This is a genomic window from Nitrospirota bacterium (genome assembly GCA_040755395.1).
Classification (GTDB): Bacteria; Nitrospirota; Nitrospiria; order Nitrospirales; family Nitrospiraceae; genus DATLZU01.
Map to the genome: position 1 here is coordinate 265402 of JBFMAX010000003.1, position 21795 is coordinate 287196.

Annotated in this window: 16 protein-coding genes; 2 read left to right on the forward strand and 14 right to left on the reverse strand. The window is 63.6% G+C overall.

From position 1 onward, the window contains the following. Positions 1-25 precede the first annotated feature (25 nt). Positions 26-4540, forward strand: a complete 4515-nt coding sequence (locus AB1555_07465) for a DEAD/DEAH box helicase (protein MEW6246531.1) — start codon at positions 26-28, stop codon at positions 4538-4540. Here the strand turns inward: AB1555_07465 and AB1555_07470 are convergent. The 9 genes from AB1555_07470 to AB1555_07510 all read right to left on the reverse strand — a co-directional run bounded on the left by AB1555_07470 (position 4526) and on the right by AB1555_07510 (position 14376). Next, on the reverse strand, positions 4526-4945 hold the full coding sequence (locus AB1555_07470; GenBank protein MEW6246532.1) for a DUF3015 family protein: 420 nt from the start codon (positions 4943-4945) through the stop codon (positions 4526-4528). The genes AB1555_07465 and AB1555_07470 overlap by 15 nt on opposite strands. Before the next feature lie 88 nt (positions 4946-5033). After that, positions 5034-5765 (reverse strand): DUF3592 domain-containing protein, encoded by a 732-nt coding sequence (locus AB1555_07475; GenBank protein MEW6246533.1) that lies wholly within the window; start codon positions 5763-5765, stop codon positions 5034-5036. Positions 5766-5774: 9 nt separating this feature from the next. Beyond that, positions 5775-6503, reverse strand: a complete 729-nt coding sequence (locus AB1555_07480) for a DUF3592 domain-containing protein (protein MEW6246534.1) — start codon at positions 6501-6503, stop codon at positions 5775-5777. Positions 6504-6546: 43 nt separating this feature from the next. Continuing rightward, positions 6547-7356: a hypothetical protein gene (locus AB1555_07485; protein MEW6246535.1), complete on the reverse strand. Its 810-nt coding sequence runs from the start codon at positions 7354-7356 to the stop codon at positions 6547-6549. Positions 7357-7390: 34 nt separating this feature from the next. Then, the gene (locus AB1555_07490) at positions 7391-8383 is read right to left on the reverse strand and encodes a hypothetical protein (protein MEW6246536.1); all 993 of its coding nucleotides are present in this window, start codon (positions 8381-8383) and stop codon (positions 7391-7393) included. Between the two features lie 88 nt (positions 8384-8471). Beyond that, entirely contained in the window at positions 8472-9074 is a 603-nt protein-coding gene (locus AB1555_07495) for a hypothetical protein (GenBank protein ID MEW6246537.1), read from the reverse strand. A gap of 364 nt (positions 9075-9438) precedes the next feature. Continuing rightward, positions 9439-10692, reverse strand: a complete 1254-nt coding sequence (locus AB1555_07500) for a tetratricopeptide repeat protein (protein ID MEW6246538.1) — start codon at positions 10690-10692, stop codon at positions 9439-9441. 38 nt (positions 10693-10730) lie between these two features. Continuing rightward, the gene (locus AB1555_07505) at positions 10731-10991 is read right to left on the reverse strand and encodes a hypothetical protein (protein ID MEW6246539.1); all 261 of its coding nucleotides are present in this window, start codon (positions 10989-10991) and stop codon (positions 10731-10733) included. A 142-nt stretch (positions 10992-11133) separates the two neighbouring features. Continuing rightward, on the reverse strand, positions 11134-14376 hold the full coding sequence (locus AB1555_07510; protein MEW6246540.1) for a BTAD domain-containing putative transcriptional regulator: 3243 nt from the start codon (positions 14374-14376) through the stop codon (positions 11134-11136). A 98-nt stretch (positions 14377-14474) separates the two neighbouring features. On the opposite strand from AB1555_07510, the gene AB1555_07515 reads away from it, so the two are divergent. Beyond that, a complete protein-coding gene (locus AB1555_07515; protein MEW6246541.1) occupies positions 14475-15860 on the forward strand; it encodes an outer membrane protein transport protein in 1386 nt (461 codons plus the stop codon). A 73-nt stretch (positions 15861-15933) separates the two neighbouring features. On the opposite strand, the gene AB1555_07520 is transcribed toward AB1555_07515, so the two are convergent. The 5 genes from AB1555_07520 to AB1555_07540 all read right to left on the reverse strand — a co-directional run bounded on the left by AB1555_07520 (position 15934) and on the right by AB1555_07540 (position 21790). After that, positions 15934-18399 carry a VIT domain-containing protein gene (locus AB1555_07520; protein MEW6246542.1) on the reverse strand — a complete coding sequence of 822 codons (2466 nt, stop codon included), beginning with the start codon at positions 18397-18399 and terminating at the stop codon, positions 15934-15936. Positions 18400-18475: 76 nt separating this feature from the next. Then, entirely contained in the window at positions 18476-18673 is a 198-nt protein-coding gene (locus AB1555_07525; GenBank protein MEW6246543.1) for a hypothetical protein, read from the reverse strand. Between the two features lie 182 nt (positions 18674-18855). After that, on the reverse strand, positions 18856-20151 hold the full coding sequence (locus tag AB1555_07530) for a hypothetical protein (protein MEW6246544.1): 1296 nt from the start codon (positions 20149-20151) through the stop codon (positions 18856-18858). 92 nt (positions 20152-20243) lie between these two features. Continuing rightward, complete coding sequence (locus tag AB1555_07535) at positions 20244-20741, reverse strand: sigma-70 family RNA polymerase sigma factor (GenBank protein MEW6246545.1); 498 nt, start codon at positions 20739-20741, stop codon at positions 20244-20246. Positions 20742-20818: 77 nt separating this feature from the next. Continuing rightward, positions 20819-21790: an amidohydrolase family protein gene (locus tag AB1555_07540; protein ID MEW6246546.1), complete on the reverse strand. Its 972-nt coding sequence runs from the start codon at positions 21788-21790 to the stop codon at positions 20819-20821. Between the last annotated feature and the right edge of the window lie 5 nt (positions 21791-21795).

Sequence of the window (21795 nt, forward strand, 5' to 3'; positions counted from 1 at the left end):
ACATGTGGAGCGCCGTGCGCCTCGCATGGTAACATCCGGGCGCATGCCGCTCTCCCGCTTCCATCCCGTTATTGCCGACTGGTTCCGGACGCGATTCGGCGAGCCGACCGACGTCCAGGTGCGTAGTTGGCCGGCGATCGCCTCCGGCTCGGATGTTTTGATCGCCGCGCCCACCGGATCGGGCAAAACCCTCGCTGCCTTTCTCTCCTGCATCGATGCGCTCTTCAAGCAGGCTCTCGCCTGCGAGCTGGACGACCGTACCCAGGTGCTGTACGTCTCGCCGCTCAAAGCGCTGAGCAATGACGTCCAGAAAAATCTGCAGCAGCCGTTAGCGGAGATCGGGCAGGCCGCGCTGGCGGCGGGCCTGCTCCTGCCCGAGATCCGCGTGCTGGTCCGGACCGGCGATACGCCGGCTTTGGACCGGCAGCAGATGCTGCGCCGTCCGCCCCACATTTTGATCACGACGCCGGAGTCCCTGTATCTGTTGCTCACCGCGGAAAAGAGTCGGCTGATGCTGCGCGATGTGCGCACGGTGATCGTCGATGAAATTCATGCGCTTGCGCCGAACAAGCGCGGCGCCCATCTGGCCCTGTCGCTGGAACGGCTCGAGGCTCTGACCGCTGCGCGGCCTGTCCGCATCGGGCTGTCCGCGACCCAGCGCCCGATCGAAACGGTCGCCGAGTTTCTCGTCGGCGACCGAGTTCGAAGTTCCGAGTTCGAAGTTCGAGGTTATTCGATTTCAGAAAGTCCGAACTTCGAACGTCCTGCTCCGAGAACTTCGAACTTCGAACCTCGAACTTCGAACTCGATTGCGCCCTGCGCAATCGTCGACGTCGGGCACCGGCGCGACATGGACGTGGCGGTCGAGGTCCCAAAGGATGAGTTGGGCGCGGTGGCCACCAACGCGATCTGGCGCGACATCTACGACCGTGTGGCCGAACTGGTGCAACAGCACCGGTCCACCCTGGTCTTCGTGAACACACGCCGGCTGGCCGAGCGGGTGGCGCACGACTTGGAAGAGCGCTTGCAGCATCTGGGCGCGCAGGTGGTGGCGGCGCATCACGGCAGTTTGTCGAGACAGATCCGGCTGTCCGCCGAGGAACGGTTGAAAACCGGGCGGACTCGCGTGGTGGTGGCGACTGCGTCGCTCGAACTGGGGATCGACGTAGGCACCGTCGATCTGGTCTGCCAGATCGGCTCGCCCCGCGCCATCGCCACGGCCTTGCAGCGGATCGGCCGGTCCGGACACTGGATCAAAGCCGTCCCGAAAGGCCGACTGTTTGCCACGACCCGTGATGAACTGATCGAATGCGCCGCCCTGGTGCGGGCGATCCGGCGCGGCGCGCTGGATCGCCTCGACGTGCCGACCGCGCCGCTGGACATTCTGGCGCAGCAGATCGTGGCGGCCGCCGCGACCCAGGAATGGCGTGAGGACGAGCTGTTCGCTTTGTGCCGGCGCGCGTATCCGTACCGCGAACTGGACCGTAAAGACTTTGACGCGGTGGTGAGGATGCTGTCCGATGGCATTCCGGCCGGCCGCGGCCGCGGGCGGGCCTATCTGTATCACGACCGGATCAACCGGCGCATCAAAGCGCGGCGCGGCGCGCGCTTGGCGGCGATCACGTCGGGAGGCGCCATTCCGGACACGGCGAATTACACGGTGATCGCCGAGCCGGACGGAACGGTGGTCGGCTCGGTGGATGAAGACTTCGCGGTGGAAAGCCTCGCCGGGGACATCATTCTGCTGGGGAATGCGTCCTGGCGCATTCGCAATGTGGAGACGGGCAAGATGAGGGTGGAAGACGCGCACGGCGCTCCGCCGACCATTCCGTTCTGGCGCGGCGAAGCCCCGTCGCGCACTGCGGAGCTCTCGGCTGAAGTCGCGGCGTTACGGCAAGAGATAGCGAAGCAGGCGTGTGGCATGAAGCAAGAGGCCAGCGGTGGCGAGAGCCTTTTAGGCAATCCCCTTGCCTCTGGCTTCTTGCCCCTTGCCTGGCTTAAGAAGGAGTGCGGGCTGGATCAGCGCGGAGCGGAACAGGCGGTGGCGTACGTGGCTTCGGGAGTCGCGGTGCTCGGCGCGGTGCCGACTCAAGAGACCGTCATCGCCGAGCGGTTTTTCGACGAGAGCGGGGGGATGCAATTGGTCATTCATGCGCCGTTCGGCGGATGTCTGAACCGCGCCTGGGGCTTGGCGCTCCGCAAGCGTTTTTGCGTGACCTTTGATTTTGAGCTCCAGGCCGCCGCGACGGACGAGGGCGTCGTGATCTCGCTGGGCGAGCGGCACAGTTTTCCGCTGGAGAGCGTCTTCGGGTTTGTGCGGTCGGAATCCGTGCGCGAGGTGCTCACACAGGCGATTCTCGCGGCGCCCATGTTCGCCAGCCGGTGGCGCTGGAACGCCACCCGCGCGCTGGCGCTGCTCCGGTTCGCCAACGGCAAACGCGTGCCGCCGCAGATCCAACGGATGCGCGCGGAAGACCTGCTGGCCGCCGTGTTCCCGGCGGCGTTGGCGTGCCAGGACAATATGCGCGATCCGCATGCGCCAAGGGATCTGCCCGATCATCCACTGGTCAAGGAAACCGTGCGGGACTGCCTCACCGAGGCGATGGACCTCGACGGGCTCATCGCGGTCTTGCAGCGCATTGAGCGGGGCGAGATCCGCTGCGTCGCGGTGGATACGCCGGTTCCCTCTCCTTTCTGTCACGAGATTCTCAACGCCAATCCCTACGCCTACCTGGACGATGCGCCGCTGGAAGAGCGGCGCGCCCGCGCGGTCGAGATGCGGCGCACGTTGCCGCCCGAGATGGCCGGGAACATCGGGGCGTTGGATCCTGCGGCCATCGCGGAGGTGAGAGAAGAAGCCTGGCCGGTCGTCCGCGACGCCGACGAGCTGCACGATGCGCTGCTGACGCTGCTCTGGGTGCCCCGCGACCAAGTGCCGGCGTGGGAGGCGTACCTGCCGGTATTGATGGAGTCCGGACGGGCGATTGAACTGCAGGTGCGAGGCGAGGGGCGAGAGGCGAGGGGATGGACGGCGACGGAGAATCGTGCAGCGGTCGAACGCATGTTCGCCGGCGGCGATGAAGCAGCGTTGGATGCCACGGTGCTGGGGTGGATGGAAAGCATCGGCCCGACAACGGCGGCGGAATTGGCTGAGCGGCTGCACGTGCCCTCTGACTGGGTTCAGGGCTCGCTCATTCGTCTGGAATCTACCGGCCAAGCCCTGCGAGGCCATTTCCGACCAATTCCACATTCCCCATTCCATATTTCACATTCAGGCGCCGCCGCGCCGGTCGAGTGGTGCCATCGCCGCCTCCTGGCCCGCATTCACCGGCTGACGATCGCTCGTCTCAGGAAAGAGATCGAGCCGGTGACCGCCGCCGAATTCATGCGGTTTCTGTTGCAGTGGCAGCACGTGGTACCGGGCTCGCGCCAACATGGCGAACCGGGCTTGTTGAAGGTCATCGAGCAACTGGCCGGGTTCGAGGCGGCCGCGTCGGCCTGGGAATCGCAGATCCTGCGTGTCCGAATGGCCAAGTATGAGCCGGAGCTGTTGGACCGGCTCTGTCTCAGCGGGGCCGTGAGTTGGGGGCGACTGACTCCGCATCCTCGTTTGGCCGACGGATGGGGAGCAGAGTCCAGCCGGCGTGGGCACCGAATCGTTCCCACCAGCGTGGCCCCGATCAGCCTGTTCCCTCGGGAGGAGGCGGCCTGGCTGCTGGCAACGTTCGGAGAGGAACGCCGACAGCCTGACGACACCTCTGGTCTCAGCTCGGTCGCACAGGACCTCCAGGGGTACCTGCGGGAGCGCGGCGCGAGTTTCTTCGCCGACCTGGTTCGGGGCACCGGGCACTTGCCGTCGCAGGTCGAAGACGGCCTGTGGGAGTTGGTCGCAGCGGGACTGGTGACGGCGGACGGATTCGACAACCTGCGGGCCCTTATGGACCCGCGACGCCGGCGGGCGGAAGGGCGAGCGCGGCTGCGCCGGCCGCGACACGCGGCGGGACGGTGGTCGCTGCTGCGGGAAGCTGTCAGCCGGCAGCGAATAGCGAGTAGCGAACAGCGGACACACAGCGGCTCGGAGCTATCAGCGACCAGCTCTTCGCTATCTGCAAACATCCTGGCCGAACAGGTTGCCCGCCAGTTGCTCCGCCGCTACGGCGTGGTGTTTCGCGACCTGCTTGGGCGGGAATCGCTCAGCCTGCCGTGGCGGGATCTGTTGGTTCAGTATCGGCGGCTCGAATTGCGGGGCGAGGTGCGCGGCGGGCGGTTTGTCAGCGGGTTTACCGGCGAACAGTTCGCCTTGCCGGAGGCGGTGGAGTCGCTGCGGGCGTTGCGGAAGAGCGGCGGGAGCGGCGCGGCCGGTCAGGAGATCAAACTGTCCGCCGCCGATCCGTTGAACCTGGTCGGCGTCATTCTGCCGGGGCCGCGCGTGCCGGCCCAGCCGTCCAACTTCATCGTGTTCCAGGACGGCATGGTTCTCAGGGTTGATGCTGCCTCGGCCGTGGTCTCTATCGACGCGGCCCGGTCATCGAACCGTTGACCGCGCGGCCCATTCTTGTCTCAAGGCCGCCAGCATCGTCACGGGGGTTGTCCGATCCATGCCTGCAAGGATCGGATATCGCTCCTGAACGAAGGCCAGGAACTCCATCTGCCGGTCGGGAGGCACGTTCATCAAGCTGCCGAGCGACAGGAGATATTCTCCGCTTCCTCGCGCCATGTCCTGTTTCAAGTTCTCATAGTTCATCCAGGCGAACGCCTCAACCTTCAGGTCCTCCCGCACCAGGCCGTCCTCCGTGAACCAGGTCTTGCCGGACGTGGAGGACAGGAAGTTCGTCATCCCGTCGGACGTCGTGTCCAGAGTCGCTTTCAAGGTGCAGGCCGATACAGTCAGCGCAAGCAAGGCGACTGCGCACAGAGCCGGCAGCGCGGATTTCAAGGCGTTCATGGGATTCCTCCTCTCCTGGACGGAAGACCGATCACCGGTTCACGATGGTCCTACTATAGCACAGGTCGCAGCCGAGTCAGCCTATGGCTCATGACTTGCCGATCCATATACTGCGGTTCGGCCGCTCGCGGTCGAATCGAACGACGCCGGTGTCCCCTTCGTGCCAGGCCGAGACTTCCTCGGGGGCGAGCAGATGAGATTCTCCTTCCTGCGAACGTCCAAGGTGATCGCGATAGCGGTAGCGGATGCGCCACTGGCGGACGCGATTGATGGTGGTATTGGTCGGTCCGATGTGAACGACCGTTCCTTCCGCAACGAGTCCCTCTCGCGACAGGCGCCACGCCCGTAGGATCGACCGCAGGCTGACGAGCGTCAACCCGCCGCCAAGCAATGTGAAGACCCCGCCCAGTCCTGTAAAAACCATCGCCGCGATCCGCTCGTCTTCGGCGGACGCCCGGCTCGACTGCGGCTCGCCGGACAGGTAGGTCACGGAAAACGGATGGCCTGCCTCAATCCGTTCCCATTCCTCCACGGACACTTCAGCCGAGTCCTCGACGGCGTCGCCTTGTGCGGTCGTGAAACGGTAGGCGATCACGTAGCGAGTTCGCGAACGCTCCCCGCGTTTGGCCCGCTCGATGGCCTTGTCCAACACGATAGCCTGAGCAGTGATCCCATGCTCACGGTATCGTTCTTCCAGCCGGCTCTCTTGGATGCCGTTCGCCAAGAAGACGACGCCGACCACAAGAAATATCGCGCCGGTCCAAAGCCCTACGGACCGGCGCGCGAGCTTGAACGCAGAAAATGATGGGCGCGAGAACATGATGGTCTTTCACGCCTTGCCGAGCCACACGCTTCGCCGCGGCCGGCCGCGATCGAAGCGCACGACGCCCGTATCGCCCTCTTTCCAGGTTTCAGTCTCTTCAGGGGACAGCGCGCCGCTCTTGCCTTGGTGGATTCTGCCGCGGTCGTCCCGGTACTGGTAGTGGATGGCCCATTGCTGGACGCCATTGACCCAGAGGCGGGTCGGACGCACATCCGTCACCGTGGCCTCGATAGGAAACCCCTCACGGAGCAGCCATTCCCTTGTGCGGAGCTGACCGAGGCCTCGGAAGAAGAGAACCCCGCCGACACCGGTGAACACTCCGCCGAGGACCGTGAAGATGATCGGGAGCATCCACCCGCCGACCTGGCCTTCAACTCTGTAATGTTGCGGGTTGTCGGGCAGATAGGTGACCCGAATGGGCTCCCGTTCGACCAACGTATCCCAGGTTTCCGCGCTCACCTCGGCGTCGCCCGTGATCAAACCGTTCGGGGCGACAAATCGAAAGGTGACGCGATAGGCAGGGGCCGTACGGCGTCGGCCGCCGCTGGAGGAGGATGTCCTGATCTCCTTTGTGAGGACCATGCCCTCGATTGTCCGTCCCTCCGCGTCGAGGCGCTTGCTCACAACGAGGTGTTGCGAGCCGACGTAGAGCCCGATGACCAGAAACGGCGCGCCGACGAACAACCAGACGCCGCCGAACCAGAACCAGAAGTTTCTCGCGCCAGGTCGAACCACGGAGATACCCCGGGACGAAGCTCTGAGATCGGAGTACATGAATTCAGGAAAATACCCTCTGGACGAGGATCTTCTTCATCTTCTTCTGGATGCACTTGTCCTTGGGAACTTCTCCATGCGACAGCAACTGGGGAATCGCTTTGACCGGGTCCCGATACTTCCGCTTGCACTTGCCGGTCTTTTCCGTGTTTTGCTTTTTCTGGTTGCTCTTCCCCGCGTGACTCTCGATCTTGCCGGAAAGCAGCCGATCGAACGGGATGAAGTGATCCCCGGCAAACGGCGGGTTTTGCTGCCACCGATTGAAAAAATACTCCACGTTGTCGGGAACCGGCCGCGTGATGTTTTTCCGCAAGCCTCCTTTTCCCACCCCGTCCAGGACGCCGAGGAAGGCGATCTTCCTGCCGTCGATTCTTTTGACGATCTGCAGCACGGCGTCCCCGCCGTAGCTGTGACCGATCAGGACGATCGGCATGGACGGGTTCTTGGCGTCGATTCTCTTGATGACCTCCTGCATTTGCTTGATGAAGGTCTCGTCGGTGGGCGGAGAAGGCGTGATCTTCCAGGCGAAGTCGTCCGGGTCCGCCGCCGGCACGCCGGGGTTGCCTTTCCGGTCGATCTCGTTCCAGTTCGAGATGTGGACATAGGCCCCTTTCTCGCGCAGAAACTTTTGGAACTTCTTGCCGGGCACGCAGCAGCCGGTGAAGCCGTTGACCAGAAACACGAACGCGGTGTACTTGTCCGCCTGCTCGATGGCGTTGTCCAGCGCCTGGTCGGCGGACGCCGGAAGCGCTGCCGACAGCGCCAGAGCAATGGAAATCGTGACGCGGAGTCCGACCTGGAGCCAGCGGTTCATTCGCGCCGATCCCTCTCTTCCGCGTGTTCCGCCGTCACCGGCCCTTTTCCCCCGATGCCTTTTGGCCTTTCCCCGCCAGGCTCTTCTCGTCTTCGTCTTCCTCCTCTTCGTCCTCTTCCTCGTCCTCTTCTTTCCCCGACTCTGAGCCGGTGGAGTCGGACGGTTTGCCGGAGGTCTTGCTTCCCTTGATCTTCGGATTTCTTCCCGACATGCCGCCGCCGAGTTTTACGTCGTCGAACGTGCCTATGCCGTAAATGGTAATGGCGACCGTCTTGACGTTCTTGGGCGGCGCTTCGAAAGTCGCGCGGAGGGTCTTCTCATCCTGGCCTTGGTTGAGTCTGCCGTGGGTAAACCCGTCGAGTTTCTTGATCGGGTATGTGGTGCCTGTTTCATAGTCCAACAGGTGTGTGTATTTCCCGTCTTCGCTGGTTCCCAGGCTCTCCGAATGTTTCTTCTCTTTGCCGCCTTCGTAATTGAGGGACACTGTCGCGGATAACACGGCCCCCCGAACCACCACGTCTTTCAATGTGGCCGTGACGTTTTTATCGAAATCCGTCTGAATCGTGTGGGAACCCAATCCGCCTGAACCTTTCCCGGAGCTGTCCTCTGCGTCTTCGTCCTCTTCCTCGTTTTCTTCCTCGTCCTTTTCTTCTTCTTCGGCTTCTTTTGAGGCGTCAAGCCGTTTGGCTGCGGGGGCGCTCTTGGATTTCTTGGCCTCCGGCTTGGAGGACTTCGCCGCGAGGAGGAGCCGGCCTTCCTGCGCGATGTCGCCGACATCCTGATTCACCTGATTCGGCGCTTGCGTCGAGCCCGCCAACTGAGCGGCCGGTGGAGGCTGGATCTGTTGGGGAGCCGCCGCGGCGATCGCCGCCGGCCGCGCGCTCGACTCCACGTCCTGCCGCGCCACCGCGACGGTTTCCCCCATGCAGCAGGTGAGAAGCAAACAGCCCAGAGGAACGAGACCCGTGAACCGGCGTGTCATTCCGTTCCCTGAGGCCTTGCTGAAAACCTCAAGACTGACTTTCATGTGAGACCTCCTTCATTCTCGACTTTCAAAAATATTCGTTCCGATCAGCCGTCTTCTGACCGAATGCGTGCGGGCTTGCCCGGGCAGCCTATCCCGCAGACTCTCGGACGAGACGGGCGGTCAAGACGTACTTGATCTTTCCGGACTCAATTCCAAAGCACCATTGCTTTTTCTTGAAGGTCTTGAGCTTGAAGCTTCCTTGATTCGCATGGGCAAGCAATTTGTCGCGCTTTTTCGTCTTGTTGTACCCTTTGACCCACTTGACGCGATCCTTACAGACGGTTTCAGCCGCCCCCTTCCAGACTTCGGTCAGGGCATCGGCGATGACGCCCTTGACCTCATCCTGTTTCAATGCCGTGCCGGCCAGCGCAAGACCCGGTTCCGCCGTAGCGGCTCCCACCGTCTGGAGCGTCGTGCCGGTCGCGGCCGCGTATTTCCGGAGCGCATCGCGTACGTTGCTGAACCCCTTCGGGAGGGCCACATAAATGTTGGCTGTGAGCTCGAGATCTGAGCGTAACGGGCCCTGGTAGAGGACGATCGGCTTTCGTGTTTCGGCGTCTTCAAGCGGAATCACCGAGCCCTCCCGGCACACCACTGCGAGAGTTGTGACCGGCTGTACCTCGGCATTTCCCTGCTCGGCGAGCCGCAAGACAATCGTGACCGCGTCCTTCTCCCCGCCCTTGTCGGTCATTGATTCTTTACAGCGTAGATCGTGGAGCTGCAGGGTGTAGGTGTCATTCGACGATGATGGAGTCCCTTCAGCGCTCCCCTCCTTCCTGGACTTTTTCTTGGACTTTCCAGGCAAAAACTGTCGGATGTGTTGATCGCTCTCCTCCTTGGACGGATCCTCTGCCGGTTCCGCGGCGAAAGACCCTCCGCTTGTTGCAAATAGGAGCGCCGCGCTTCCCATACACAAAGCTCTGCGTGCGATGGAGTACATTCGATGTGCATTCATGAAGTGACCTCCTTCGTGAAGTGACCGGAGCGAATCACGAGCTGCGACGGAGAACTGTTCACGTCGAAAATGAGCCGGTCCTGTGCGCGCCGGGGGACCGTCAGGACCCCTGGAGATCATCCAGGGCCTTCCGGATCCGTTCGGCGTCTCTTGCGCCGGGGTTGAGAGAAAGATACTTCTCAAACGCCATCGCGGCGGTCTTTCGGTCTCCGAGCTTGTAATACGCAAGTCCCATCTCTCTGTAGGCGTCGGCGAATGCGTCGTCGGCTTTGATCGCCGCGACGAAGTGACCGATGGCCCGCTTGGACGCCTCGGAACCGCTGCCTGTCTCCAGGTCGATCTTTCCAAGGTAGTAGTGCAGCACGGGGTCGTTGTCCTTGGCCGCCAGCGCTTTTTCAAACATCGCGGCGGCTGTCTTAAACCGCTTGCGTTCGTAGTCCAGCTTGCCGACATTCACCACCAGCTCGCGCGTCCGCCGGTTGAACTCGTCGGTATTCACCAGAAGCTTCCGGCTTGCCAAATCCTGGCTGTATTTCGATTGGACCAAGCCGGTGAGCTTTGCAATCCGCGACTTGTTGGTGGGGTGGTCGCCGTAGAAGAAGTTTTCGAGGGCGCCCTGGTCGCCGTATTCTTTCAGGAGTTGCTCGAACGTCTTCGGCGCTTCCCGCGGGTCGTAGCCGGCCTTGACCAGGTAATCCAGCCCCACGACATCGGCTTCGGTTTCGCTGGCGCGGCCATGGCCGCTGATGGCGGCCTTCATCGAGTACTCGTAGGTTTTTTGCAACAACGCAGGCGGGAGTGTGACCTTGCCGCTGGCCTCGGCCGCCTGCGCGGCCAGTTGGCCCAGCACCTGAAAGCCGTAACTGCCTTCGATGCCCTTGGTGACATGGCTTTCCGTGACATGCGCGATCTCATGCGCCAGGACCATGGCCAATTGGGCTTCGTTTTCCATGCGGGCGAGCAAGCCGGCGTTGACGTACAGGAGCCCGCCGCCGAACGTGAAGGCGTTGATGCTCGCATCGTTGACGACGCGAATGCTGTATGTGAATGGGCGCGGGTGCGCGACGGCGACGAGTCGCTGAACGATGTCGTTCAGATAAGTGTCGAGCAGCGGATCGTCCCACAACCGTTGGCTGCTCTCATACTTCTTCGCGTTCTCCTGCGCCATCCGTTCTTCATCAGCCTCGGTGAAGGTCGGCCGATTCATGACGGCGCTGCCGACCGACATCCCTGTCTGAAGATACCGGTCCGTGCCGGCCGGCAGTTGTTTCATCAGGTCCTCGCAGCCGGCCACGGCGAAAAGTGCATATGCGGCGATCACGGGTACGGCGGGATGACACATGCGTCGAGGCATAATGGCCTCCTCTTCCACAAAAAACCGGACACGGGTTCTTACCGGCCTTTATCGCGCCGGTCTGCTGAGGCGTGCCGCTCGCTGAGCTTCGACCACAACGCCTCCCACAGCTCGGCGCTGCTGTGAAACGCCCGGCGTCGCCCCTCGCCGTCCTCGACCGTTCCCACCAGGTGTCTTGCCCGTCTTTTCGTGCCGGGACCGTCCTTGCCGCCCCGGCGGTAGATGCGCACGATGTACGACTCCATCCGAACCCCCGGATCGACGACGGTTGATCGACGACGGCGTGATGAAAAACGCATGCATCCTACCGGAGAAGCCCTTACCGATGACTTACCGATCATGCGGGATGGAAATGTCGTGTGGATGACGCGAGTTGCAAGACGGCGGCAGGGGGTGACGGGTGGACTTCGCCCTGCGCCGGGAGGATGCGCGGCGGTCGATTCAGGCTGAGGTGGAAGGCACGTCGGATGTGACGCCGGTTCGGCGGTCGCTGCGGGCGGCGCTCGGTTGTTGTAACGTCTGGCGGAACCGTTCGATCTCCGGAGACGGCGCCAGGTCGAGCCCGGCTTTCAAGGCCTGCCGGCATCGGTGATACACCGACAGCGCATCGGCGGGGCGATCGAGGGCGCGATAACATTGCATGAGTTCCAAATACAGCTCCTCGGCGAGGTCGTCGGCGGCCAGACCTTGTTCCAGCAGAACGATGGCTTGGTCATAGAGGCCCATCCGCATCAGGCGCCGGGCGTGCGCGATTGCGAAGCGGAGGAATCGGGTCTGCAGCCGCGCGCGCGACGAAAGGGCCCACGTCGCGTCTACTCCGTCGAGGAACCGGCCGTGGTACAAGCTCAACACCTTGCGGGCGGCAGCCGTCAGGTCCGCCTCGTCTCCTTCCCGCTCAGCCGCGCTGAGCAGGCGTTCGAACGACCAGGCGTCGACCCAGACATCGCGCGGCTCGAGGGTGAGGCGGTTGTGAGTGAGTCTGAGGGCGGCGTCCGACCCGAGCAGCCGGCGCAGCCGATGCAGCGCGACGGTGAACACCCGATAGGCGGCGTCGGCGTCGGCGTCCGGCCAGAGCGCGTCGGTCAATTTCTCGATCGGGACCCCGCGCCCGCCCAGAGCAATCAGCGCCATGAGCAGCTCGAGCGGGCGGCGCTGGGTCTTGCCTTTGAATCGAAGGGGCGTGCCGTCTTTCACCACGGCGAAGCGCCCCAAGGTATAGACCTTGATCGGCCAGGGCCAGTCGTCGGCCGGTATGTCGGCCGGCGGCGCGAGGGCATGCCGCCGGACCGCCTCCTTGACGTAGTCGGGCTCGATACCCGCATCGAGCGCGTGCGCATACAGCCGGGCGATGCGATCGCGCGTCCACCACGGAAGACCGGCGAGGCCAAGGGCTTTGCCGAGGCGCAAGGCTTGCCGGAGTAAGGCCGATCCTTCCTGCTCTCGCCGCAACGAGAATTCGAGCTCCGCCTCCGTGAGGTCGCACATGTATTCGAGGGATCGGCCGCCGATGGCGCGGGCGATCCGGCGCGCGCCGTTCAGCGAGTTCCGTGCGCGGGTCGCCTGGCCCGTCTCCAATGCAATGCGCGCGTTCGCCATCAGACAGATCGCCTCACCGAACGGCATGCCGCTGGCCCTGACCATCGTCAGGGCCGACTGCGCGCATTCTTCGGCGTGGGCCAGTTGGCCTTTGTGCAGAGCCACCATCGAGGCCAGGTGATGATAATACGAGCCGTCGAGCAGACTCTGGGGGCGGAGGGCGAAGGATGTCTGGTGAAGCCGGCGCTCGGCCGCCTCGACGTCGCCTCGTATGAGGAGCAGAAAAATTTCCGCGCCCAGGCGTTGAATCTCGACCATACGGATGCCCGTGGCGTCGGCCAGCCGGCGGCCTTCCTCGACTTCGTGCAAACCCTGTTCGATGTCCCCGGTGTGCCAGTACACGATCGCCAGCGAGGCGTGCCGCCACAGGCGGGTCATCGGGGCGACGTCCTGCCTTGTCCATTCTGCGTGGATCTCGGCGATGAGGTGCTTCGCTTTGGCGAGGTCCCCCCGCCACGTGCAGTAATACAGCAGATGGTTGGCTTGCATCAGGCGGGTGTTGATGTCCGCCCCCGACCAGAGCAGCGCTTCGGCTTTCCCGGCCCATGAGGGAAGATCCGGGTGATCGGGCCAGCGGTTGATGAGCATCGTAAAGGTCGCAAAGGTGACGCGCGCTTCGATCTCGGACGACGGATAGTCCGGATACCGGCGGCGAAGGTCGTCGAACAGCTCTCGGCACCGGTCGAACTGGACGAAATCCCGCCATTCGAAGAAGACGCTTTCGACGAGACCCAGCCAGGCGAGATACGAACCGGCGGGATCGTCCGTCTTCTCGAACAGCGCGAACGCCCCGTTGAAGTGCGCCCGTGCCTCGACCGGATCGAACGGCAGCCGGCAGGTCCCCAGCCAGTAGCGGAGCCACGGTGTCTTCTCAAGCATCTCGCCAGGGACGGCCCGAATCCACTGCGCCAAGGCCGGGCCGCGACCCTGGGCCGCCATCACCGGCGCCTGCAGGAGGACCAGTCGGATCAGCCTGTCCCAGTCGCCGGCTTCGATCAATAATGCGGCGGCGTCTTCGATGAACCCGTCGGCTTCGAGCAACGCCGCCGCCCGGCGCCGCAGGCGGTTCAGCTCCGGCTGGGAATAGGCTGCACGGGCGCGAGACTGCAGGAAGGCCCGGAACAGCGGATGGTATTCATAGGTCGGGGATGGGCCGGCAAGCTTGAAGGTGAAGTAATTGCGACGCACCAGTCCGTTCAGCAAAGCCTCCGCCTGTTCGATGCCAGTCAACTGTCTGGCCGTCTCAGCCGTGATCTTGGGGAGGAGAGACGTTTGCAGCAGCATGGCGCGCGTCGTGTCGTCCGTGCGCTTGAACAGTTCCTCCGCGAAATAGTCGAACAGCATCACGTGGCCGGAGGACAGGTCCCGTGTTCGTCGTCTCCCGCAAGGCGATCCATGTTCGACCAACAACACGAGGCCGGTGACCCAACCCTGCGTTTCTTCATGCAGGGCGCGAAGTTGCTCCGTGCTCAGTCGGGATCGCAGCCGGCCGATCGCAAGACTCTCCCGTTGGGTCAGCCGCAGATCGTCCCAGCCCAAAAGGGCGAGCAAACCGGATGCGAGCAGGTGAGCCAAAGAGGACGGAGGATCGGCGCGGCTGAGGACGATCACCGTGACGTCGGGCGGAATTTCGGCGAGCCCGATCGACAGCAGGTCGTGCAGCGGCGAGTCTTCCGGCAGGCGCTCGAAATTGTCGAACACTGCGACGCCGGGCTGTTTGATCCGGGCGAAGAACAGGCGGAAGAAGTTGCGGGTGAAGGCCGGGAGGCCAGGCAGATATTCCGGCGTCAGGAGCGGGAGTTGCGCCTTCCTGCGGGAAGCGCCATGCCCGACGGCGAGTCTTAGATAATAAAAGAACGACGCGGGGTCTCCGTCGCCCGGGTCGATGCTGTACCAGATGTGAGGCAGTCTCCGAGCGCCGAGGTAGCTGGCCGCCAGCGTCGTCTTCCCGGACCCGGCCGGGGCGGTGAGCCAGACGACCGGTCTTTTGCGGGCCGCATCGAGGAGGCGGAACAGCCGCTTCCGCTCATGCACCACGGGCAGAGTCGGGCGGGTGAGCTTGGCCAGCCTCGGAGTGCGTACGGCCATGGACGTCCGGACAGGGGTGGCGGCGATGGTCTCACACTTCACTGCCCTGGGGCAAGTTCTTGACTCCGGGAAAATCGCTTCCGTAGGATGCGCGCCCTATGCACGACCGCGATCCGAGGCGTCTGCTGGGCCTCGTAGGCTGGGTCTGGGTCCCGCTGTTATGGGGCGTGGGCGCGTCCCCGGCCTGTGCAGACGGCTTTCGCAATCCTTTTCAAGGCTCGGCGGCCATCGGGCAGGGCAACGCGTTTGCAGCTCAAGCTGACGACCCGACGGCGGTCTTTTACAATCCAGCCGCCATGACGAGGTTGCGGGGGGTCCAGCACGCCGTCGGCGTTCAATTCGTCAGCCCTCACACTCGGTTCACGAGTCCAAGCGGGGCTCAGACGACCAACGATCTCGGCGGGCCGGTCGGCTGGCCTCCGCCCGGCCAACTGTATCTCACGGCCAACTTAGAACGATCGGGCCTGCCGATTCTCCGGGATCTAAGCCTGGGTCTGGGCCTGCTGTCGCTCTATGGGTTCGGCAACAAGTACCCGGAACGCGCGCCGTTCTCTTCCACGAGTTACCAAGGCAGCCTTCCGCTGCTCGACATCAAGCCCACCCTGGCCTACAAGGTTTCGGATCGCCTCTCGCTCGGACTCGGCGCGGACATCTTCACGTTCGCGAGTTTTATCGGTGAGGGGCAAACGGAAAGCCTGTCCATTTCGTCCGGCGCGGGCAACATCCCGGCGGGCAGCCGTGTGGAGTTGAACGGCAAGGGGACCACCGCCGGCCTGAACGCCAGCGTGCTCTACACGCTGATCGGCACGGCGGACCGGCCGCGGGTGAGTCTCGCCGGGGTGTGGCGCAGCCAAGCGGTTCTGCCGGTGCACGGACAGCTGCTCGTCAACGGAGCGCCGGTCGCCGACGCGTCCGCGAATTTCCTGTTGCCCGAGGTTTGGACGCTGGGACTGGCGGTCTGGCCTCTTCACGACGCTGAGCGCGCGTGGAAGGTCGAGGTGGATGTGGACTACACGCGGTGGCGGTCGGTGAGAAATGTGGACGTCGCCCTTTCCACCGGCGCCGCCATCACCAACCCGCAACACTGGAACAACAGCGTGTCGATCGCCGCGGGGACGGAATACAAGTGGCTCCGCCTGCCGGAACATGAAGCCTGGCAACTGGCGCTCCGCGCCGGCTACAACCGTTCGCACACGCCCATCCCGGATGCGAATTACAATCCGGTCATCCCCGACGCCGACGTGCATGTGTGGTCGGTCGGGCTGGGCCTTTTCTGTCAGGAAGGCGGACGGTTTTTGGGACTGGTGGACTGTGGCGGCGCCGGCGGCGGCTGGTTGACCCGTCAGGCGATCGGGCTCGACCTCGCCTATCAACTTCTGCTCTTTGAACCCCGCACGGTCACCGGCCACCCCGATCCCGGCGTCAACGGCACGTATCGGACCACGACCAATGCCGGAAGTCTGACCTTGCGGATCAACTTCTAACGAGTTGGGCGTGTGTCGCGAAGGGCGGCGAGGTCGAACCGTTGCTCCGACCTCGCCGCTACTTGGATGCCCGCTACGTGTTGTTGATCTGCGGGGCGATATAGCGCACGACTTTCAATTCAGCCAGCATGGCCAAGTTCTGGATGGGCAGCCGGCCGATCACCGGCGTGCCGGTCTTCGGCTTGAGCAGCAGCTCGAAGCCGAGTTGCCGCAGTAGCGCCAGCGTCGCTTCCGACGTGTCGCTCAGCCATACCTGAATTTCCGCCTTGCCCTGTTTGACGAAGGCGGCTTCCTCGGGCGTCGGCGTGTGAATCTTGTCTTTCAGCCGCTTGACGATCGCCGCCAGACTTCGGTGCAGCTTCGCGGCGTTCTGCGCAGCGGATCGATCCGGCGCGGTCTCCTCGTGGGAATAGGAGACGGCCTCGTCCGTTTCGATCATGGCTCGCTGCTCCATCGCCTTTCCCAAGATACCTCGGTCGGTCATCGGCGGCGCGGCTGCAGCGCTCGTCATCGGAAGCGGTCTGTTGCCTTCGCCCGTTCCGCCGAAGATGCCTTCGTAGCTCACACCCTCGGGAATCTCGACCGGCACGTCGATCCGCCGCGGTCGGCCGCCCTCCGTGATCGTCATCTCTTCGACGGCTACGAACGAGGTGTACTGCGTCATGAGGCGGTAGTCGAGCCCCAGTTGCGTGATCGCCAGCCGCACCTCCGCCTTCGGCGTCCCGCGCTGAATGCCGGTGAAATCCTGCGCCATCAGGTCGTCGATACGGGCGCGCGCCCACAGGGTGGCGAGCACGTCGTGCCGCGGTTGCTTCTCCGGCAGCTCCACCCTGATCTCGCGCGTGACGGGACGGCCGGCCAGCTTGCCGTGCAGCTTGATGGTGCTCTTGCCCGGCGCTGTGTAGCGGCCGGTCAGGATGACGGGCTTGGCGCTGAAGAGGTCCGGCAGACGACGGGGATACACGTCCTTAACCTTCAGCGCGTCCCACTCGACGGACAGGTCGGTCAGCAGCGGGTTGCGCACGCGCTCGTGGAAACGCCGCGCGGCGGCCGACCCGTCGTCGTTGAGGCCGACGTACTCGACTTCGCCCCGGCCTTCCTCCGCCATCTTGTCCAGCAGGACCCGATTGACCGCGCTGCCGATGCCGAACGAGAAGACCCGCGCGTTCGGGTGTTTCCGGATTTCGGCGATGATCTCCATGTCATTCCCGACATAGCCGTCCGTCATGAAGCAGACGATCCGGATGTGCTCCTGCGAATCCGACGGATCGAGCGCGGCCTTGATCGCCTTCATCATTTCCGTGCCGCCTCCGCCGGACCGCGATTGCAGGAACGTCAGCGCCTTGCGCAGGTTCTCCTTCGCGGCGGGCACCGGTTCGGGAAACAGGATGTGCGTGTCGCCGGAGAAGGTGATGAGGTTGAACCGGTCTTGCGGATAGAGCCCCTCCAGCGCCAAGCGCATCGTCTCCTTGGCCTTCTCGACCGGGAAGCCGGACATGGACCCGGAGGTGTCCAACACGAAGACCAGTTCTTTGGGGGTGACGTCGGCCGGCGTCACGCGATCGGGCGGCTGAAGGATCAGCGTGAAGAAGCCGTCCTTGCCATGGCGATGTGCGAGCACGGCGTCCTGGATCTTCCCGCCGGCCACGTCGTACCGCAGGATGAAATCCTTGTTGGGAATCGAAGCCCGGTTCTTGAGACGAACGACCGCGCGGTCGGGTACAGGGTTGTCGATCGTGACCTCATGCGTCTTGGACTGAATGTTCCGGATCGGTACGCCGGCATCGAGCATGACCTCGATGGAAATATCATGGCCGGTTCTTGTCCCCGGAGGCATAACTGTCGGCGTGATCCGCGAGGCGTCCGGCACTTGGTCTGTATCGTAGGCCCAGCCGCCGCCCAGCTTGTTCCCGGTCGGCTGGCCGGGGATGTAGCGCGGTCCGACGACCATCGGAACGACCAACTCATAGGCGCCCTCCTCGTACTTCAACACTTCCACATAGCTGATCGTGACGGTGATCTGCTCGCCCGGCATGATATTGGCCACCGACTGTGTAAAGATGTTCGGCCGTTCCTGGTCGAGCAGACCGGTTCGGTGGCCTTTGGCTTTCGCCGCCTCGTAGATGGCCTGCGCGTCCTCCCGCTTCGTGATCTTGGCTTTTACGACGCGGTCGCCGACCGTCAGCGTCATGTCGTCCACCGCAGCCCGCTGCGGCAGCGGGAAGGTGTAAACGGCTTCGATCTTGTCCGGGAACGGATTCTCGAACCGCTGGGTCACGCGGGCGCGGGCGAGGAATCCGCTGACCTCGATCTTCACGTCCGTGTGCTTGAGGGGGAACAGTTGCGCGGGCTTCCCGTCGGCATCGAGGGCCGTCAGACCCCCTTGTGGCTCGCTGTGCGGGGGAGCAGGGACCGGAGCCGGTGCGGCCACCCTGGCGAAGGCGAAGCCAGGCCGGATGGAGAGCAGCGCGGCGACCAAGGCCGCGGAGATGACCAGCCATCGAGGAACGGGGTGGAGCGGAACGGCGTTTCTTCTCATGGCATCCTCCTTGTGCGGGACGGCAGCATGCCGCCTCACCAAGGGAATGCCGCGAGGGAGCGAATCCTTTCAGGGCTTACACGTCCTCGCGCACGGAGAAGAACTCGCTGCGCTCACGCGGTCGGCGGCGTGGGTGAGGGAGGTAGAGCGGGAAATAGTAGGGTCCCGCCCCTTGAAGACCCGGCCTCAGCACTGGAACGATGAGGTACGCTGAGGCGCGCTTGGTATCCTGCGAGCCGGTGTCGAGCATGCCGCGCACAATCATGCTGTCCATGCTGTCTCCTTCCTATTCGGTGAGGCCGGGTGCCCCCTTTCTGACATCCGTGATCTGGCTCCGTAGAACGCATACGGCCATGACCCTTTGATCTATAGCCAAGATCATCGGATCTGTCAGTGACCAGAGTGTAGGGAACAGGACCCCCTGTTAGAGGGGTCCCTGCCGACTTGCAGTCTGTTTTAGTGAGAGGCCAGGGGAATATCTACAACCAGCCTGGCGTTTGCGGCAGGGTCCGGATTCACGACATAGACCGCTCGTTCGTCGGGAGAGCCGAGTCGGCTCGGGTCAACGTGTTCGATGACGAGAGACTTTGCTCCTGGTTTGCTCCGCTCGACCACGGATGCCAAATCCGTGATGTCCATTTCCGGCTCGCGCGAGAACAGAATGAACAGGCGACCCCGAGGCGCGACGCCTTCGCGCATCGGCCCGACCGGAAGCGGGATCACATAGCGCGTGCCGGCGGTCACTTCCGGCCCCTCCGGCTGTTGCTCTTTGTTCGGAGGCGGTGGCGGCGGAGGGAAGAACAAGCTCGCTGTTCCTGGTCTCTCCTCGTACCAGACAAAGAGATAGCCGTGGTCGTTGGTTTCGATCGTGAGGCGCGGGTGATCGCGTTTGGTGAAGGCGGCCAAGGAGTCCACTTCCACATCGCGGCCGTCCCGGCCTCGAAGGAGGAAGCTATAGCGGAACCCAAGCGGTTTGGCGCCGATGTCCCGTTCCTCTAGGTAGGCACTCTCACCGGTTGGGGCGCGTGGCGTTTCCGCCATCGTCCGCCGGCCTTCTCCGTAGAACAACGCGCGTGCGCTCACCGGCGCCGCGCCGATGGCGCCCAAGGCCCGCATGGTCGGCGCGGACGCTGCCGGTCCGGCCTGTTGCGGGGCCGATGGCGGAGCCGCTGGTGATGGAAGGTCGGCCTTGGGCGGCAGGCGACCGGCTTGGGGCGCCGGCTCTTCCTGCTCCGGCGCCGCCTTCTGTTCCGCCCGAGGCGCGATGGCGCGGGCCGGGGCCTCAGGGGCAGCGGGCTCGGACTTCGGGACAAGCGTGCGCGGTTCGTGTCGCGCTTGCGGTTCTGTCGATGCCGGAGCCGGGGCTTGCGTGGGCGGCTTCGCATCCTCGGCGGCCATGGGTGGGACGGACGTGCGCAGGGTCTCTTCGTAGAGCCGGGTGCCGACGACAATCGCCACGACGGCGGCCGCCAGTCCTCCGGCCAAAGCCGCATTCACCGGCCGGCGGAACCATTCTGTGAAACGAGCAGCCCACGATGTGGTAGTCGTAGCCGGCGGTCGCTCCAACGCCGCGAGGATGCGCCGCCGGCTGACCGGGTCGTTGAGCAGTTCCTTCAACGCCTGTTCATCGGCGAGCGCGTCGAAGAGCGCCTGATCGCGCAAGGCCGCTTCAAACAGCGCGCGGCGCTCCTCGGCCGTCAACGTGTCCGTCGCGAATGCCCCCAAAAGTTTTTCTAGATCGCGTTCAGCCATCTTCAGAAAGCGTGAATCGTTAAAGGTGAAACGGCAATCGTAAAGCGCTCGCAATTCCTCATTCCTAATTCCTCATTCATAATTTCATTCTCTCACTCCCATCCCCCTCCCATCAGACGTAAGAGCTGCTTCCGGCACCGAGAGTCCCAGGTGTAGATCGTATTGATGGAATGTTGACCCATGAGCTGCTGAATTTCCGGAAAGGTTTTTCCTTCCAGTTTCAGCCGGAAGAGTTCCCGGCAGTGGGGACCGAGCCGGTCGAGGGCCGCGATCAGCCGTTCGACCGTCTGCTTGCGTTCCAATTCCGTTCCCGGGTTGTCACGCCCATCGGCAATGTGGAGGTCGTCGATGGATGCCGCATCATACTCGCCGCGCCGTTCCATCTTCCGGTGCAGGTCCAGCATCTTGAACCGCAAGACTTGAAAGGACAGCGGGACCAGTTCGGTCAACTCCGTGACGTGACCGTATTTTTCGTGCAGCACGAGCATGACGTCCTGAACCAGGTCCTCAGCCGCTTCCCTCGATAGACGGGATGTGGCGAACGCCAGGATCCTTTCGCGCAGTCTGGAAAGAATCTCATCCCGGTCCATCGCGCCTCTGGCAGTTCTTCGTGCGCTGGTGAGTACGATCCGATTGTATCAGGCGAGCGCCGCTTCGTTTGAGTTGATCAACTCGGGTGCTTTGGCAAAAAGCGATCGAATGACCCAAACGCGAGCCCGAGCCGCCGGCAGATCAGGTACTGCCGGTCGAACCGATTCTTCGTGCGGACGATCATGGCGAGTGCGCGCAGGCCAAGGCGCCCCCAGGCCGCGATGTGAAATACGGAGAGGGGATAGTCGGTGCCGAACAGAAGCCGGTCGTGCAGCTCCGGATGGCGGCGCAGGTGGAGCAGCATCTTGAAGCGGTTCGGGAGGGTCAGGGCCGAGATGTCGGCGTAGAAGTTCCGGTACTGCCGGACGAGCGTCTGGAAGGTCGGCAGGAACTTTTCATAGAGCATGAGGCCGTAACTGCAGGCATGAGCGGCAATCACCGTCACACCTTCGTCCAGCGGCGCGCGCAGCCTCGCCGGATCGCCGACGGATTGGTCTTTCCCGATGAGGCTGAATTCATACCCGACATGGCTCAAGAGCGGCAACCGGCGTTCGGCCAACGCCCGATAGAACGCCTTGTACCGGGGATCGGCCGGGTCGAACTGCTGCGCATTCGGCAGGACCTTCACCAGGACGGCGCCCGCGTCCGCGCAGCGGTGGACCTCGTCCACCGCGTCGCGGCGATGCGGATTGATCGACACGCCGGCCAGAAACTCGTCGGGATAGGCCCTGGCCACGTTGAGGACATAGTCGTTACTGATCAGAAATTCGGTCTGCGCGCGGTCCAGGCGACCGGTCTGGTCATAGACGCCGTCCATCCCCAGTAGCACCGCTTTCCGGACGTGATATGAGGCCCGGAGTTCGGCCAGCAGGTCGTCGAGGTATTTCTGATTGGCTCGCTTCGGGTCGTTCGTGGAGAGGTCGTGCTTCCAGAGCAGAAAGCGAAACAACGGACTCTTGAGCATCTTCGGCGAGATGTAACAGCCGTTGCCCGCGTCGGGCAGGGCGGCGAGATGCACGTGGCAGTCGATCAGGGTTTTGCCGGTCATTGGTC